A 15,924-nucleotide genomic window follows, 5' to 3' on the forward strand; every position below is an offset into this window, starting at 1 on the left:
GGAACAGGCAGCCTCGATCGCCACACGTCGCCAGAGAAGAAATGGGCGTGCGGGAAGGGCGGATGTGCGCTGGTGATTGTCGCTGGCCGACTCGGTTGACAGAAGAATTGCGACGCGTACAAGCGCGTCGGACCGAGCGGATCCGGCCCCCCGTGTGGTGGTACTCAGCCGATAGCTGGCAGCGACCGTATCAGCCGGATCCGTCACCGGCAATGACCGTCCTCAATGGTCCGACGCTTGTCCCGTAGTCGGAATGTCCCAATCCCCGGCCCCTGCGATACGACGGCGCCCGGGACAGCGGGACCCGGAATGGCGTGCATAACCTGCCTGCGCCATCGTTGTGTCACGGGGGAGGAATCAATGAAGGTGCCGAACAGCCGCATATTCGCAGGTGCGGCCGTCGCTGCCCTGGCTGTTACGACAATCGTCTACTCAGGAGGGCCGGCTCAGGCCCTCGACCACCAGCTGGGGCTGCCCGCCTTCGGCGACCTCGTCGTCGATCAGGACCACGACCAGGTCTACATCACCGGCGGGTCCGGCTCGAACGGCGTCGTCGTCACCGACCTCGACGGCCACGTGAAGAAGACCATCACCGGTCAGTACGGCGCGACCGGCCTGGCCCTGAACGCCGACAACCACAAGCTCTACGTGGCCCTGGCCGCCGGCGACGCGATCTCGGTGATCGACACCCACACCCTCAAGGAGACCGACCGCTACAGCACCGGCGCGCGGACGTGCCCCACCCACCTCGTACGGGCCGGCGAGCTGCTCTGGTTCGGCCACGGCTGCGACGGCACCTGGAGCGGCGGCGTGGGCCGGGTGAAGTTCCCGGAGCCGGTGGAGCCCGACCCGTCGGCGTCGCCGTCCGCGGCGCCGTCGCCCTCGCCGACCCCGAGCACCCCGCCCAAGCCGACGATCGACCTCAACACCCAGGGCGACGTCCGCTTCCAGCGCGCTCCCCTGCTCGCCGCCCGCGCCGACGAACCGGCCGGTCCGCTGGTCGCCGCACAGCTCAACCTCAGTCTGTCCACCGTGTACGTCTACGACATCGCCGAGGACGGGGCCCTGACCACGAAGACCTCCGGCACCGCGCCGGGCAGCAACCTCAATGACATCAGCATCGACAAGTACGGCCAGACCCTGCTGACCGGGGCCGGCTCCCGCAACGCCACCCAGGCGTACGCGACCGACGACCTGTCCGGCCGCGGCTCCTACTACACCGGGTACTACCCGGTCGCCGTCGCCGCGGCGCCCGACGACTACCACGTCGCCAACGGGGTCAGGGCCTCCGGCGACGACATCTACGTCTACGAGACCGGCGGTGTCGTCCCCGAGCGGCGCATCGACCTCAGCAGCGACGTGCTCGCCCCGCGCGGACTGGTCTGGTCCCCCGACAGCGAGACCCTGTACGCCGTCACCCAGCCGGCCGCGGGCGGCGCACCGACCCTGCACGTCATCGACAACCCGACCTCGTGACCGGTGGGGCGCGGCCGTCGGGCCGCGCCCCGCTTCACGTGCCCCGGCGGCTGTTCAGCAGCAGCGACACCTGCAGGATGCCGCAGCTGAGCAGGGCGGCCGCCGGGTGCAGGTCGAGGCTGCGCTCGGTCAGGTGCCGGCTGACGGCCGCGGCGATCTCCGCGTCGGCGTACGGGGTGATCGCCAGCAGAGCCGGGCCGCCGGCGTCGACCGCCAGCGACGGGTCGGCGTGCAGCAGCGTGCGCAGCGCCGTACCGACGTGCGGCCAGGTCGCCGCGGCCGCGGCGAGGAAAATGAGTCCGCGGCCGGCGTGGCCGGGCACTCGCCCGGCTTCGCGGGCGAAGACGTCGGTGAGCGAGCTGCCGCACCAGGTGTCGGCCAGGCTGTCCGGCTGATCGGTACGCAGGGTGAGCCCGATGAAGTCCTCGGCGAGACGATCGGGGTACAGCGGTTCCAGGACCGTCCCGGCGGTCGTGGGCGGGTAGCAGCGCGCGTGGGCGTCGAGGATCTGCTGCGCGCTCGTGCCGGCCGCCGCGGGCAGTCCGGTGCGGTCGAGGAGGGCGGCGCCGGCGGGCTGGGGCAGGCCACCGGTGATGCAGGCGAGGAAGACGGCCCGCGCGGCCGTGGTGGCCCGGTGTTCGCCGTGCGGCACCGTCCAGTAGTGACACTCACGGTTGAGCAGATACCGCGACAGGTCCCTCGCGCCGCGGGGGGCGAGCCGACGCTGAGCGTTCGCGTCGACGACAGCCAGTGCAGCCATGTGCACGGTCAGCACCGACCCGTAGGCGCGGTCGGCGGGACCACCCGGGACGGCGAACCCGGTCGACGCGGGCAGCCCGTAGATCTCGGCGAAGCGCCGGCAGGCCGTCTCGAACAGCGCCTGCCGGTCGGCGTCGGTGCCGGCGAGCGGCTCCAGCGGCACCGGCGCGCCGGCGATGATCCCGAGCTTGTCGCAGATCGAGTCGGCCACCGACCACCAGCTCAGCGACCGGGCCAGCAGGAGCACGCGCAGCGGGCCGGGGTGGCGGGCGTACCGGTCGAGCAGCGACTGCAGGTGGGTCAGCGGCCAGCGTTCGGCGTAGTCCACGACGATGAGCAACGGCTGGTCGCCGGTCACGGTGAGCGGATCGCCGCCGCCCGGGGTGTCGGTCCGGTGCCGTGCCCAGCCGACCGTCCACCCGGCCGCGGCGGCGTGCTCGGCGGCCCGCGCGGCGAGCCGGGTCTTGCCCTCGCCACCGGCGGCGTAGATCAGCCGGGCCGCCCGCCGCGGTCCGTGGTCACGCCAGCCCGCCAGGTCGGCGAGCTCCCGGGCCCGGCCACTGAACGGGATCACCCGGCGGCGGGCGTTGAGCAGCTTGCTGGGCTGCTCCCGCAACGCGGCGAGGTCGGCGAACTCGTGGGGCAGGTCGGGCGGGGGCGTCTCGACGGTGAACGTCGGGCCGTCGCCGCCGTACACGTGGGTGGTGATCGGAGCGTGCACGTCCCCGCCGACGCTGACCGCGCCGGGTCCGGCGGGTGTCACTGCCACAACCGCACCTCGGTACGGATGGCCGCACTGCTGGTGCCGCCGACCACGACGGACGCGGGCCCGCTCGCGCCGGGTGCCGCCGGTGGGACCGGGCCGGCGAACCGGGTGCTCACTTCCGCGTTGTTGTCACCGCCGACCGCGACCGCGCCGGGACCGGCGGCCCTCACCGGGGACGCCCCGGAGCCCGGCGGCGACACCAGGTACTGCCAGCACAGCGCCACCACGGCGAGCACGGCACAGACGGCGCTGGCCACCTTGTCGGCCGTGTCCAGGCCGGTCGCGGCGAACAGCACCACGAGCCCGAGGACCAGCAACCCGGCCACGACGCATCCGGCGCGCCGGCTGAACTCCATCACGGCACACATTAGAAGGCCGGCCGCGCGGCTGAGCCAAGCGCGGTCACCCCATCGTGGCGAGGTCGCACCGCCAGGATCTCCGGCTCGGCGGTAGAGCGTGGCAGGTCCGGGTAGACCGGGACCGACACCCTGGTCGCGGTAGGCGTTCTGCTCACCATCCTGACGTTGCCGGTCCCCAGCCGGCCTCCGCCTCCGCACGCCCTCCTTCGTCATCTTCGCGGTCGTCCTGTGGCACTGGCGGCCGCCGGCCGCCACGATGGGCACCGCGCCGGAGCGCTTCGCCGCCGCGGTCCGCTCCGGCGGTCGCTACGTCCGGCATTCCCCGGTCGTCCGCCGCATCCTGCTGCGCGCGGGGCTGTTCCTGGTGCCCGGCAGTGCGCTCTGGGCCCTGCTCCCCCTGGTCGCCAGTCGTCGCCTGGGGCTCGGCTCCGGCGGGTACGGCGTCCTGCTCGGCGCAGTCGGCGTCGGCGCGGTGGCCGGCGCGCTGCTGCTCCCCCGGCTACGGGCCCGCTGGTCCCTGAACCGGCTGCTGCTGGTGGCCGGAGGCGGTACGCCGCAGCCGGCTGCGGACCGGCGCGGTGCGCTGGGGCCTGTTCCGCGACGGGGAAGAGCCGGACCGCTTCGTCGAGGCGTACCTGGTGCCGAGCTGGAACGAGCACCTGCGGCAACATGGCGGCCGGCTGACCGGGGCCGACCGGGCGGTCGAGGAACGGGCCCGGGCGCTGGCCGACGGACCGCCGCAGGTCAGTCACCTGCTCTCCGCGCGCTGACCGCCGGCGACAGGCCGGCCCGTCCGTCGTTTCCCGGACAATGCCGATGAAAGCATTGAGAACGATCACTGCATTCCGTCAGAATCGCGACCATGAGTGACGACATCGCAACGGTACGGGACTACGACCTGTTCACCCCGGAAGTGATGGCCGACCACAACGCGTTCCTGCACCGGGTCCGCGCCGAAAGCCCCCTGGCCCGGCTGCCCCAGCTCGACGCCTACCTGCTCACCCGGTACGCGGACATCAACGCCGCCCTGCGCGACAAACGCATGGACAGCGCCAACATGGCCCAGGTCCTCCAGCGTCTCACGCCCGAGGAGCAGGAGGAGCTGGCCCCGGTCCGCCGGTCCATCGAGATGTGGATGGGACACACCGTCCCGGCCGACCACGTCCGCTTCCAGCAGCTGCTCAAGCGCTACTTCACCCCGGCGATGGTCGACCGGCTGCGGCCGCGGGTACGCGCGTTCACCCACGAACTGCTCGACGTCGTCGCCCCCAAGGGACAGATGGACGTGGTCCGCGATCTCGCGTACCCGTTGCCGGCCAACGTGATCGCCGAGCTGCTCGGGATGCCGACCACCGACCGCGAGCAGCTGCAGGCGTGGTCGCGGGACATCGTGCCGATCTTCGGTAACGGCGACCTGCAGCAGATGCGCCAGGCCCAGCGCAGCATGCTGGAGATGCACGACTACCTCCGGACCATCGCCGCCGAACGCCGCCGGGCTCCGCGCGAGGACGTGCTGAGCATGTTCATGGCGGCCGAGGCCGAGGGCGCCGTCACCGAGGACGAGGCGGTCGCCAACTGCGTACTGCTGCTCTTCGCCGGGCACGAGACCACCGCGAACCTGATCGCCAACGGCCTGGTCCTGCTCTTCGACCACCCGGATCAGCTGGCCCGGCTGCGGGCGGACCCGGAGCTGATGCCGTCGGCGGTCGAGGAGATGCTGCGCTGCGACGGGCCGGCCGGCGTGATCGGGCGGGTCACCAAGGAGCCCGTCGAGGTGGCCGGGCATCCCGTACCGGCGGGGCGGCACATCTATCTGGCGCTGATGGCGGCCAACCGCGACCCGGAGATCTTCCCCGACCCGGACACCTTCGACATCACCCGCAAGCGCAACCGGCACCTGAGCTTCGGCATGGGCACCTACTACTGCCTGGGTGCGGCGCTGGCCCGGATGGAGACCGACGAGTGCCTGCGGATCCTGCTGGACCGGTGCCCGCGGCTGCGGCCGGCGTACGAGACGCCGGACTGGACGCCGGGCGCACCGTTCGGCCACCGGCTGGAAACGCTCGACGTCCAGTTCTGACCACCGTGGAAAGGACGGGTCACGCGCGGGCGGTGACGATCCTCGGTAGCCGCATCGCCAGGGCCGCGGTCACCGCGGCCAGGGCGAAACCACTCCACGGCTGGACCGGTTGCAGGAAGAAGCCGGACAGGGCGAAAACCGCGATGAGGACGGCGTAACCGACGCCGTACCAGCGCAGCTGCCGGCTCGTCCGGGCGATGGCGGTGCCGAGCACGACCGCCGCGACGATGAGCAGGAACGTGGCGCTCAGGGCGGTGGCGAACAGGGCCGGCCCGTACGCGGTGTCGGCGTTGAGATCCGGCATGCCCGCGACACCGTCGAGGTGGGCCCGGCCGATGCCGGGCTGGACGAAGGCGGCGCTGCCGAACGCCGCGGCCAGGTAGACGTTGGCCAGCACGGTCAGCACCAGCCCGGTGATCGCGGCGCGCGCGGCCCGGCCGTGCACCAGCAACGCGGTGACGGCGGTGGCGCCGAGGACGGCCAGGCCGGCGCCGAGGATGCTGGCACCGAGATGGCTGAGCAGGAACACATCGGTGGTGACGTAGCGGGCGTAGGCGTCGAAGTCGTCGACCGAGGGCTGGTGGGTCACGGTGCTCAGACCCAGCAGCACCCCGTACGCGGGCAGGGCCCAGAGCCCGGCGCGGGCCGCGGCCGTGGAACTCGTGGACATGGCGACAGGTTCCCTTCTCGCGCGGATCAGACGGCGCTGGCGAAGCGGCGCAGGCGCAGGCTGTTGGCCACCACGAACACCGAGGAGAACGCCATCGCGGCGCCGGCGATCATCGGGTTGAGCAGGCCCGCCGCGGCCAGTGGCAGCGCCGCGACGTTGTAGGCGAACGCCCAGAACAGGTTGCTCTTGATGATCCGCAGGGTGCGCCGGGACAGCCGGATCGCATCGACCGCGGCCAGCAGGTCGCCGCGGACCAGGGTCACGTCGGCGGCCTCGATGGCCACGTCGGTGCCGGTCCCCATGGCCAGGCCCAGGTCGGCCTGGGCCAGGGCGGCGGCGTCGTTGACTCCGTCGCCGACCATCGCGACGACCTTGCCCTCGGCCTGGAGCCGCTTGACCACGTCGGCCTTGTCGGCCGGCAGCACCTCGGCGACGACCTCGGTGATGCCGACGTCGGCGGCCACGGCCCGGGCCACGGTCGTGTTGTCGCCGGTCAGCAGCACCGGCGTCAGACCCAGCGCGCGCAGGGCGGCGACGGCCTGCCGGCTGGTCGGTTTGACGGCGTCCGCGACCGCGAGAACGGCGCGGGCCCGGCCGTCCCAGCCGGCCACGATCGCGGTACGCCCGGCCGCCTCGGCGTCGGCGGCGGCCTGCTTGATGCGGGCCGGGACGTCGAGTCCTTCGCGCTCCAGCAGCCGCAGCCGGCCGACCAGGACCTCGACGCCGTCCACGGTGCCGCGGACGCCGAGGCCCTCGAGGTTGGCGAAGCCGGTCACGGCCGGAAGCACGCCGGCCCGGTCGGTGGCGGCGGTGGCGACGGCCCGGGCGATCGGGTGCTCGGACGCGGCCTCGACCGCGCCGGCCCGGCGCAGCACCTCGTCGGCGTCGACCCCGTCGCCGGGGACGACGTCGAGCAGGGTCATCCGGCCGGTGGTGACGGTGCCGGTCTTGTCCAGCACGACCGTGTCCACGGTACGGGTCGACTCGAGCACCTCCGGCCCCTTGATCAGGATGCCGAGCTGGGCGCCGCGGCCCGTGCCGACCAGCAGCGCGGTCGGCGTGGCCAGGCCCAGCGCACAGGGGCAGGCGATGATGAGCACCGACACGGCAGCGGTGAACGCGGCCGTCCAGCCGCTGCCGGTGCCGACCCACCAGCCCAGCGTGGCGGCGGCGAGGGCGATGACGATCGGCACGAAGACCCCGGAGATGCGGTCGGCGAGGCGCTGGACCGCGGCCTTGCCGGTCTGGGCCTGCTCGACCAGGGTCGCCATCTGCGCGAGCTGGGTGTCCGCGCCGATGCGGGTGGCCCGCACGACCAGCCGGCCGCCGGCGTTGACGGTCGCGCCGACCACGGTGTCCCCGGCGCCGACCTCCACGGGTACGGACTCACCGGTGAGCATGCTGGCGTCGACCGCCGAGACGCCGTCCTCGACAATGCCGTCGGTCGCGACCTTCTCCCCCGGCCGTACCACGAAGCGGTCGCCCACCGCGAGCTGACCGACGGGGATGCGGGTCTCGACGCCGTCGCGCAGCACGGCGACATCCTTCGCGCCGAGCTCCATCAGCGCGCGCAGGGCGGCGCCGGCGCGGCGCTTGGAGCGGGCCTCGAAGTACCGGCCGGCCAGGATGAAGGTGGTGACCCCGGCGGCGGCCTCGAGATAGATGTTGCCGGCGCCGTCGCCGCGGGTGACGGCGAAGCTGAACGGGTGGACCATGCCGGGCATACCGGCGGTGCCGAAGAACAGGGCCCACAGCGACCAGCCGAACGCGGCCAGGGTGCCCAGCGAGATGAGCGTGTCCATGGTGGCGGCGCCGTGCCGCAGGTTGGTCCACGCCGCCCGGTGGAACGGCAGCCCGCCGTGGACGACGACCGGCGCGGCCAGCGTCAGCGACAGCCATTGCCAGTAGGTGAACTGCAGCGCGGGGATCATCGCCAGGGCGATGACCGGCACACTCAGCACGATCGAGGTCCACAGCCGGGTCCGCAGTCCCCGCAGCTCGTCGGCCGGCTGCGCCTGCTCCGCCGGGTCGACCGCCGTACGCGGCGGGGGTGGCACCTCGGCGGTGTAGCCGGTCTTCTCCACCGTGGCGATCAGGTCGTCAGCGGTGACGGCGTCCGGGAACGTGACGGAGGCCTTCTCGGTGGCGTAGTTGACCGTGGCGGTGACCCCGTCCATACGGTTGAGCTTCTTCTCGATCCGCGACGCGCAGGAGGCACAGGTCATGCCTCCGATCGACAGCTCGATCCGGTTCGGTGCCGTCAGCAGCGGCTCGGCGCCTGATGCCATGGCTGCTCTCCCTCACTCGTGGCTGTGGTCGGTTGCGGACGGGGTGGCCGCGGGCGTGCCCGCCGTCGCGGTGAACTCTGCGGTGCGCACCCTGCCGGCGTGCTGGAAGTCCAGGTACAGCCGGTAGCTGCCGCTCGACGGAACTTCAGCGTAGAAGGTGACCTGCGGACCGGCAGCGGTCCTGCCGTCGCCGGGGGCTCCGTCGGGGTGGACGTGCAGGTAGGCGAGATCGCCGGCCCGCAAAGCCACCAGGTGCCCGTACGCCCCCAGATACGGCTGGAGGTCGGTGACCGGCGCGCCGTCCTTGGCGATCGACAGGGTCAGCTTCGACGACGCACCCGGAACCAGGTCGCCCTCCAGAGTGACGGTGTAGCCGTCGACGGTGGCCGTCCGCGAGGCCGCGGGCAGGGGCCGTGGCCGGTAGTCGCCCGGCGCCGGCACGTCCGCGCCCAGCGTGAGGCCTTCCGCGCGCCCGGCGGGCCGGAAGTCGGCGAAGACCCTGTACTGCCCCGCTGCCGGGACTGCCAGCGGGATGGACCAGGTGCCGTCCGCGGCGAGAGCGGGGTGCACGTGCTGGAAGCCGGACAGGTCCCGGCGTACCACGATCAGGTGCAGGTCCTTGTCGTGACTGGTGGTGTAACCGGTGACGGGCGCGCCGTCAGGTCCGGCGATCCGGAAGGCGAACGGCTGCGGCCGGCCGACGGCCAGGGCCGGGGAGAGCGGCTGGAGCTGATAGCCGTCCTGGGTGATCTGCAGACCGGCGGGCACGTGCTCGCCAGGGCCGGCCGCCGCGACGGCACCGTCGTGACCGCCGTCGCTGTGGGCCGTCGTGGTGGCGGTCGCGCTGTCGGCCGGGCCGGCCAGGCTCCCGAGGCCGAACGCCGCGGAGAACACGAAAACCAGGCCGAGCGCGAAGGACCCGAGCTTGAGTGGGGTGCCCATCGCTACTTCACCACCTCGTAGCCCGCTTCGTCGACGGCAGCGGAGACCGCCTCGTCGTCGGCGGGCTGCTCGCTGGTGACCGTGACCGCGCCGGTGGCCAGGTCGACCCGCACGTCGGTGACGCCGGGGAGCCGGCCGACCTCGGCGCTGACCGCGCCGACGCAGTGCGAGCAGGTCATTCCGGTCACGGTGTACGTCGTCGTCGTCATGAGTGTCAGCATACCCATACCCCCCAGAGGTATCAAGACAAGGCGGTTCAGGCCGCGGTGAGCCGCACCCGCCGCAGCAGCTGCGCGTTGAGCGCCACGACGATGGTGGACGCCGACATGAGCACGGCGCCGACCGCCGGGCTGAGCGTGAACCCGGCCCAGGCCAGGACCCCCGCGGCGAGCGGGATCGCGATGACGTTGTACCCGGCGGCCCAGCCCAGGTTCTGCACCATCTTGCGGTACGACGCCCGGGACAGCCGGATCACCGCGGTCACTCCGCGCGGGTCGGACGAGGCGAGCACCACGCCGGCCGACTCGATGGCCACGTCCGTACCGGCCCCGATGGCGATGCCGACGTCGGCGCGGGCCAGCGCGGGCGCGTCGTTGACGCCGTCGCCCACCATCGCCACGGTCATCCCCCGGCCCTGCAACTCCGCGACCGCGTGGTCCTTGTCGGCCGGCCGCACCTCGGCGAAGACCTCGTCGATGCCGGGCCGGAACCCCAGGTCAGCGGCGACCGCCTCGGCCACCGGACGGGCATCCCCGGTGATCATCACGATCTTCCGTACGCCCTGCGCCCGCAGCTCGGCGATGGCCTCGCGGGCCTCGGGGCGAACCTCGTCCGCCAAGGCGAACGCGCCCAGCACCTGCGGACCGCCGTCCGCGGGCAACCGCAGGAGATGCAGGACCGCGGCGCCACGCCGCGACCACTCCTCAGCGGTACGGCGCAACCCGGCCGGCACCTCGGCGTTCAGCTCACGCAGCAGGGCAGGTCCGCCCACGGCGTACGCGGTGTCGTCGACGACGGCCTGCACGCCGCGGCCGGTGAGCGACCGGAAATCGCGGGCCGACGCGCGCAGTCCGCGCTGCCCGGCGACGGCGACGATGGCCCGGGCCAGCGGATGCTCGCTGTCCGCCTCGACCGCGCCGGCCAGGCGCAACACGCCGTCCTCGGTCTCACCGTCCACGGCGGCGATGCCGGCGACGGTGTGGGCGCCCTTGGTCAACGTCCCGGTCTTGTCGAACAGCACGGCGTCGACGGTGCGCATCCGCTCCAGCGCCAACCGGTCCTTGACCAGGATGCCGGCCCTGGCCGACAAGGCCGTGGACAGCGCGATCACCAGCGGAACAGCCAGGCCGAGCGCGTGCGGGCACGCGATGACCAGGACCGTCACGGTACGGACCACAGCCCCGTCCACATCACCCAGCAGCCACCACACCACGAACGTGAGCGCCGCCGCGGCCGTCGCGATGGTGAACAGCATCGCGGCGAACCGGTCGGCCAGAACCTGCGCGCGGCCGCTGGAGGCCTGCGCCTGCGCGACGAGACGGCCGATGCCGGCCAGCGCGGTGTCCGCACCGATCGCGTCGACCCGTACCCGAAGAGCGGAGTCCGTCGCGACCGTGCCGGCCACGACCCGATCGCCGGCCGCCCGGGCCACCGGGCGGCTCTCCCCCGTGATCATGGACTCGTCGAGCTCGGCCGACCCCTCGACGATGCGGCCGTCGGCGGGCACGCGGGCGCCGGAGCGCACCAGCACCGTGTCGCCCACCACCAGGTCGGCGACCGGCACCCGGTCGATGTCACCGGCGGCGGTGATCCGCTCGGCGTCGTCGGGCAGCAACGCGGCCAGGGCGGCGAGCGCGCCCTGGGCCTGGCCGATCGCCTTCATCTCCTGCCAGTGCCCCAGCAGCATGATGGTCACCAGGGCGGCGAGCTCCCACCAGAAGTCCAGGTCGAACGCCCCGAAGCTGGTGGCCAGCGACGCGGCGTAGGCGACGGTGATGGCCATCGAGATGAGCAGCATCATGCCGGGCGCCCGGTCCCGGACCTCGGCGACGGCGCCGGCCAGGAACGGCCATCCGCCGTAACCGAACACGAACGTGCCGAGCAGCGGGCCGACCAGGGAGATCCCGGGGAAGTCCAGGGAGTAGCCGAACCAGTCCATCACCATGTGGCTGGTGAGCACGATCGGCAGGGTGAGCGCGAGGCTCAGCCAGAACTTGCGCCGGAACATCTCGGGGTCATGGCCGGCGTGCTTGTCATGCCCCTGATGCCCGCCGTGCTCGTGATGCTCATGAACCGCCGCCGTGGTGCCGTGGGCCGAATTCTCACTGTGCGCAGTCTTCACCGTGGCCACCTCCACGCGTCAAGTTATACCCCCAGGGGGTATGAGGCAACGTCTGTCTCGTCACAGCTTCGGGAACCGTCGTGGAGTCAGCCGCCGGGCGTGCCGGACCACGTGGTCATCCCTCCGCTCAGCGGCTGGGCCTACTGCCGGCCCGCCCGTCCAAGCCGCTGGGCTTCAAGCCGACCCGTTCTCCTCTCCAGCCGGGCCGGCGACGAGCCCGTGCCCTCGGAACAGCCGGGCCGGCGACGAGCCCGTGCCCTCGGAACAGCCAGGGCAGCGACCAGCCCGCTCTCCTCTCCGGCCGGGCCGGCGACCAGCCCGTGCCGTTGGAACAGCCAGGGCAGCGACGAGCCCGCGCCCTCGGAGCAGCCGGACCAGCGACCAGCCCGTGCCCTCGGAGCAGCCGGATCAGCGACCAGCCCGTGCCCTCGGAGCAGCCGGACCAGCCACCAGCCCGCGCCCTCGGAGCAGCCGGACCAGAAGACAGCCACCTTTGAGCTTCAGCGGTTTGCCGCGGCCATGAAAAACGGGATCGCGACCAGCAGCCGCCCGGCGGCGGCACGCCGGGCCTGCTCGCTGATCCACGCCTCGGCCTCCTCCTCACTGATCGCACTCGTGTTGCGGGCGGCCGCAGCGTGCCCCGATAGCAGGGGCAACGTTGAGGTTCCGGTGAGGACCATGGTGTGCACCTCAAGCTCCACCTCCCGGAAACCGGCGTCCGACAACAGATTGCGGTAGGCGCGGGCTACTCGAGGGTGGCGGATGGTGTCCGCACGGGCGTGCACGATCCGGCGGGTCAGGTCGGCCTGATCGGAGTCGATCACCATCGTGTCCCAGTCCTGGCCGAGCAGCACGATGCGGCCGCCGGGCGCGAGGACCCTGCGGGCCTCGGCGAGGGCCTCGGACGGATCGGGCAGCACGTGGTAGACCTTGTCCGCCCGGTAACCGTGCGCCTCGCCGTCGTCCAGCGGGAGGTCGGCGGCGTCGGCGGCGCGCAGGTCGAGGTCCGGGAAGCGGTCGCGGGCCGCGTTCAGCATGACCGGGTCGAGGTCCACGCCGATGGCGCGGACGCCGTGCCCGGCCAGCTCGGCCACGGCACGGCCGGTGCCGCAGCCGACGTCGACCACCGTCCTGCCTGTGGACAACCGGAGCAGGTCATAGCTGCGCGCGCGTAGCGTGACGGCGGCGGGCGTGTTCTCGGCGGCGTCGAGCGCTCGGATCAGAGTCTCGGCGTCCGTGTGGGCGCTGTGGGTCTCGGGCATGCGGCCGAGTGTGCGACTTCAGGTTGACCTGAAGTCAACACGGTGCACCTGAACTGGCGCGGGAGGAACAGCAGATGGAGTATTCGATCGGGGAGCTGGCGGACCGTTTCGGCCTGGCCACGCACGTACTGCGCCATTGGGAGGACATGGAGTTGCTGACGCCGGAACGACGGGTGGCCGGCCAGCGGGTCTACCGCACCGCCGACGTGACCCGGGTGGCGGAGATCCTGCTGGGCAAGGACGCCGGGTTCAGCCTGGAGCAGCTGCGGGAGCTGTTCACCGCCCCCGACCGCAGGCAGCGGCGCAAGGTGTTGCACAGTCAGCTGAGCCAGGTACGCGAGCGCATCGCCCGGCTCACGCTGTCGCAGACGTTGCTGGAACACGGATTGCGCTGCCGGCACAAGGACTACCAGTCCTGCCCGCGCTTCCAGGCGATGGTGCTGGCCCGGGTGGACGGTGTGGACCTGGCCGAGGCCCTCGATCACCACTGACGTCCACCCGGACAGCCGGAGCCTCAGTGCAGGTGGCGGGTGAAGAAACGTAGCGCGCTGTCCAGCTCGAACATCGGTACCTCCGCGTGCCGGCCGGGGTTGGCATGCAACGTCTTCTCCGCGGAGGCGAACAGGTCGAACAACGCCAAGCCCGCCGCCCGCGGCACCAGCTCGTCGTCCCACTGCACGAGGAACTCGACCGGGACCGTGATCTGCGCGGCGGCCCCGGTCGAGGTCTCCGATCCGTTCAGGCCCAGCACCGCGGCCCGGACGCGCGGCTCGGCGGCGACGAACGGAACGCCCAGGCCGCTGCCCATCGACAGACCCCAGTAGCCGACCGGCCTCGCGCCGACATGCTCGAGGTGCTGGAGCGCGTCGAGGGCCGCCTGCCACTCCGGGACGGCCTGCCCGGCCAGGAGGTTGTGCAGCGCGGTGACCACGGGGCTGAGTTCTCCACCGTTCTGGCGGCGGGTGCGCAGTTCGGCGATGATCCGGTCCTGCTCCGCGCTCCGGGGCCGGTCACCGTGACCGGGTGCGTCCAGGGCCGCCACCGCGAAACCGCCCTCGACCACGAAACGGCGAGCGCGTGCCACGATGCCGGGGGACTGCTTGTGCTGGCCGCCGCCATGACCCATCAGGATCAGGGCACGAACGCCGGTCGCTTGGTCCGGCGTCCAGAGCACGCCGGGGACCTCACCGGAGGTTGAGGTGAAGGTGAAGAGCTGTTCGGTGACGCCGTCCGACGACGTCCGCGAGATGAAGTGCACGAGGAAAGCCTTTCGGGATGCCTTCTGCGGGCGCTCCCTAGACCATGCGCGGGAGGGAGCCCCGACCTGTCACAGCGTTGATCGGTCTCACCTCCTCGGGTCACATCAGCGGCGCTGAACCTACCACGGGCGCCGAACGCGACGATCCGCGTGGCCGTCGACGAGGCGCCGCCGAATCGGCATGTTCGGGATCAGGTCCAGGACCGGGATTGGATCGGGATCGGGATCAGGTCCGGGTCCGGGTCCGGGTCCGGGATCGAGATCGGCACCGGGATCAGGATCGGGATCCAGTCCGGGTCCGGGTCCGGGTCGGGTTCGGGGATCGCGATCGGGATCGGGATCCGGTCCGGGTCCGGGTCCGGGTCCGGGTCCGGGATCGGGTCCAGGATCGCGATCGGGATCGGGATCGGGTCCAGGATCGGGATCGGGATCCAGTCCGGGTCCGGGTCCGGGGATCGGGATCGGGACCAGGACCGAGGCCGGGTCCGAGACCGCCTCAGCCTTTGCGTCGCCGTTGGCCGACCTCGCCCCGCGTTGCATCGGCGCTGACGCCTTCCTCAGCCTTGCCCTGAAGCCAACCTCAAGCCTGGGACCCGGGATCGAAGTCAGAGTCAGCGCGGCCCGAGAACCAGGGCCGCCGCCGACCTCGAGGAGCCCTGAACGCCGAATGCCGTTGTCAGCAGCGCGAGTGCGCGCGACCGACAAACCTCAGGTCAACAGGAAGGCGCGCCGAACGCCGTGCGGTACTGCTCCGGGCTGACGCCGCGTACGGCCCGGAAGTGCCGCCGCAGGGTGTCCGGGCTGCCCAGCCCGCACCGCCGCGCTACAGCGGCGATCGTGGCCCCGTCGCGTTCCAGCATCTGCTCGGCCAGCCGGACCCGTTGCGAGCGGACCCAGGCGGCCGGGCTGGAGCCGGTGGCGGCCGCGAAGTGCCGGGCGAAGGTTCGCGGTGACATCGCCGCCCGGGCCGCCAGCGCACCCACGGACAGGTCGGCGTCCGGGTGCGCGGCGGCCCAGTCCAGCAGGTCGGCGAGGGTACGCGAGCCCGGCAGCTGCGGGGCGCTCACCGGCGTACGGGTGAACTGCGACTGCCCACCGCTGCGGTGCGCCGGCACGACCAGCTCGCGCGCGACCCGGTTGGCGATGTCGGCGCCGTGGTCGGCGCGGATCAGGTGCAGGCACAGGTCGATGGCGGCGGACGCCCCGGCGCTGGTCGCGATGGGCCCGTCGACCACGTAGATGCTGTCCGGGTCGACGGTCGTGCCGGGGTGCCGGGCGGCGAGGTCGTCCGCGTACCCCCAGTGGGTGGTGGCTCGGCGCCCTTCGAGCAGGCCGGCCTGGCCGAGCACGAACGCTCCCGTGCACACCGCGGCCAGCCGGGCGCCGCGGGCGGCGGCCCGGCGCAGCGCCGCGAGCAGCGCGGGCGTCGGTGGCGGGATCGGCGGTGCGGCGCCGGTGACGATGATCAGGTCGGCGGTGGCGAGCCGGCGCAGGGTGTGGGTCGGGGTGACCGAGAAGCCGGTGGAGGTGGGCATCGGCGTGCGCCGCTCGGCGCAGACCGCATACCGGTACGACGGCAGCTCCGGGTCCAGCCGGCGCAGACCGAACAACTCACTGACGATGCCCAGCTCGAAGGCCGGCACCGGGGCGGCGACCACCACCGCGACGTCCGACGGCATCGTCCCATCTTGGCAGAAACTGCGGGATGCCTGGCAAGTCTGCC

14 protein-coding genes and 1 pseudogene are annotated in these 15,924 nt (G+C 72.5%); 5 read left to right on the forward strand and 10 right to left on the reverse strand.

Annotated elements, in window-relative coordinates; translation table 11 throughout:
* Positions 1-360: 360 nt before the first annotated feature.
* Positions 361-1,476: a hypothetical protein gene (locus tag AB0C12_RS41880; protein WP_360556560.1), complete on the forward strand. Its 1,116-nt coding sequence runs from the start codon at positions 361-363 to the stop codon at positions 1,474-1,476.
* A gap of 34 nt (positions 1,477-1,510) precedes the next feature.
* On the opposite strand, the gene AB0C12_RS41885 is transcribed toward AB0C12_RS41880, so the two are convergent.
* Together AB0C12_RS41885 and AB0C12_RS41890 are read right to left on the reverse strand one after the other, a co-directional pair.
* Positions 1,511-3,004, reverse strand: coding sequence for a hypothetical protein (locus AB0C12_RS41885; RefSeq protein ID WP_360556561.1), 1,494 nt, complete (start codon positions 3,002-3,004; stop codon positions 1,511-1,513).
* Complete coding sequence (locus tag AB0C12_RS41890; RefSeq protein ID WP_360556562.1) at positions 2,995-3,360, reverse strand: hypothetical protein; 366 nt, start codon at positions 3,358-3,360, stop codon at positions 2,995-2,997. Before AB0C12_RS41890 ends, AB0C12_RS41885 begins: the two co-directional genes overlap by 10 nt.
* A gap of 256 nt (positions 3,361-3,616) precedes the next feature.
* Between AB0C12_RS41890 and AB0C12_RS41895 the strand changes: the two are divergent.
* From AB0C12_RS41895 to AB0C12_RS41905, 3 genes and pseudogenes are all read left to right on the forward strand, one after another.
* Positions 3,617-3,844, forward strand: a pseudogene (locus AB0C12_RS41895) (MFS transporter); the annotation flags it as partial.
* 94 nt (positions 3,845-3,938) lie between these two features.
* Complete coding sequence (locus tag AB0C12_RS41900) at positions 3,939-4,130, forward strand: MFS transporter (protein WP_360556564.1); 192 nt, start codon at positions 3,939-3,941, stop codon at positions 4,128-4,130.
* 92 nt (positions 4,131-4,222) lie between these two features.
* Entirely contained in the window at positions 4,223-5,440 is a 1,218-nt protein-coding gene (locus tag AB0C12_RS41905; protein ID WP_360556566.1) for a cytochrome P450, read from the forward strand.
* Positions 5,441-5,459: 19 nt separating this feature from the next.
* Here AB0C12_RS41905 and AB0C12_RS41910 read toward each other — a convergent pair whose 3' ends face one another.
* The 6 genes from AB0C12_RS41910 to AB0C12_RS41935 form a co-directional block, all read right to left on the reverse strand.
* On the reverse strand, positions 5,460-6,110 hold the full coding sequence (locus AB0C12_RS41910) for a hypothetical protein (RefSeq protein ID WP_360556568.1): 651 nt from the start codon (positions 6,108-6,110) through the stop codon (positions 5,460-5,462).
* Between the two features lie 26 nt (positions 6,111-6,136).
* Positions 6,137-8,398, reverse strand: coding sequence for a heavy metal translocating P-type ATPase (locus tag AB0C12_RS41915; RefSeq protein ID WP_360556570.1), 2,262 nt, complete (start codon positions 8,396-8,398; stop codon positions 6,137-6,139).
* A 12-nt stretch (positions 8,399-8,410) separates the two neighbouring features.
* On the reverse strand, positions 8,411-9,340 hold the full coding sequence (locus AB0C12_RS41920) for a hypothetical protein (RefSeq protein ID WP_360556572.1): 930 nt from the start codon (positions 9,338-9,340) through the stop codon (positions 8,411-8,413).
* A 2-nt stretch (positions 9,341-9,342) separates the two neighbouring features.
* Entirely contained in the window at positions 9,343-9,549 is a 207-nt protein-coding gene (locus AB0C12_RS41925; protein WP_360556574.1) for a heavy-metal-associated domain-containing protein, read from the reverse strand.
* A 47-nt stretch (positions 9,550-9,596) separates the two neighbouring features.
* Complete coding sequence (locus AB0C12_RS41930; protein ID WP_360556666.1) at positions 9,597-11,567, reverse strand: heavy metal translocating P-type ATPase; 1,971 nt, start codon at positions 11,565-11,567, stop codon at positions 9,597-9,599.
* Between the two features lie 614 nt (positions 11,568-12,181).
* Positions 12,182-12,943: a methyltransferase domain-containing protein gene (locus AB0C12_RS41935; RefSeq protein ID WP_360556576.1), complete on the reverse strand. Its 762-nt coding sequence runs from the start codon at positions 12,941-12,943 to the stop codon at positions 12,182-12,184.
* Positions 12,944-13,017: 74 nt separating this feature from the next.
* Between AB0C12_RS41935 and AB0C12_RS41940 the strand changes: the two genes are divergently transcribed.
* Positions 13,018-13,434, forward strand: coding sequence for a MerR family transcriptional regulator (locus AB0C12_RS41940; protein WP_360556578.1), 417 nt, complete (start codon positions 13,018-13,020; stop codon positions 13,432-13,434).
* A 23-nt stretch (positions 13,435-13,457) separates the two neighbouring features.
* On the opposite strand, the gene AB0C12_RS41945 is transcribed toward AB0C12_RS41940, so the two are convergent.
* Both AB0C12_RS41945 and AB0C12_RS41950 read right to left on the reverse strand, forming a co-directional pair.
* Positions 13,458-14,117: an alpha/beta hydrolase gene (locus AB0C12_RS41945; RefSeq protein WP_360556668.1), complete on the reverse strand. Its 660-nt coding sequence runs from the start codon at positions 14,115-14,117 to the stop codon at positions 13,458-13,460.
* Between the two features lie 797 nt (positions 14,118-14,914).
* Complete coding sequence (locus AB0C12_RS41950) at positions 14,915-15,880, reverse strand: helix-turn-helix domain-containing protein (protein ID WP_360556580.1); 966 nt, start codon at positions 15,878-15,880, stop codon at positions 14,915-14,917.
* Positions 15,881-15,924: the final 44 nt, after the last annotated feature.

This window comes from Actinoplanes sp. NPDC048967, from assembly GCF_040649415.1.
GTDB lineage: Bacteria > Actinomycetota > Actinomycetes > Mycobacteriales > Micromonosporaceae > Actinoplanes.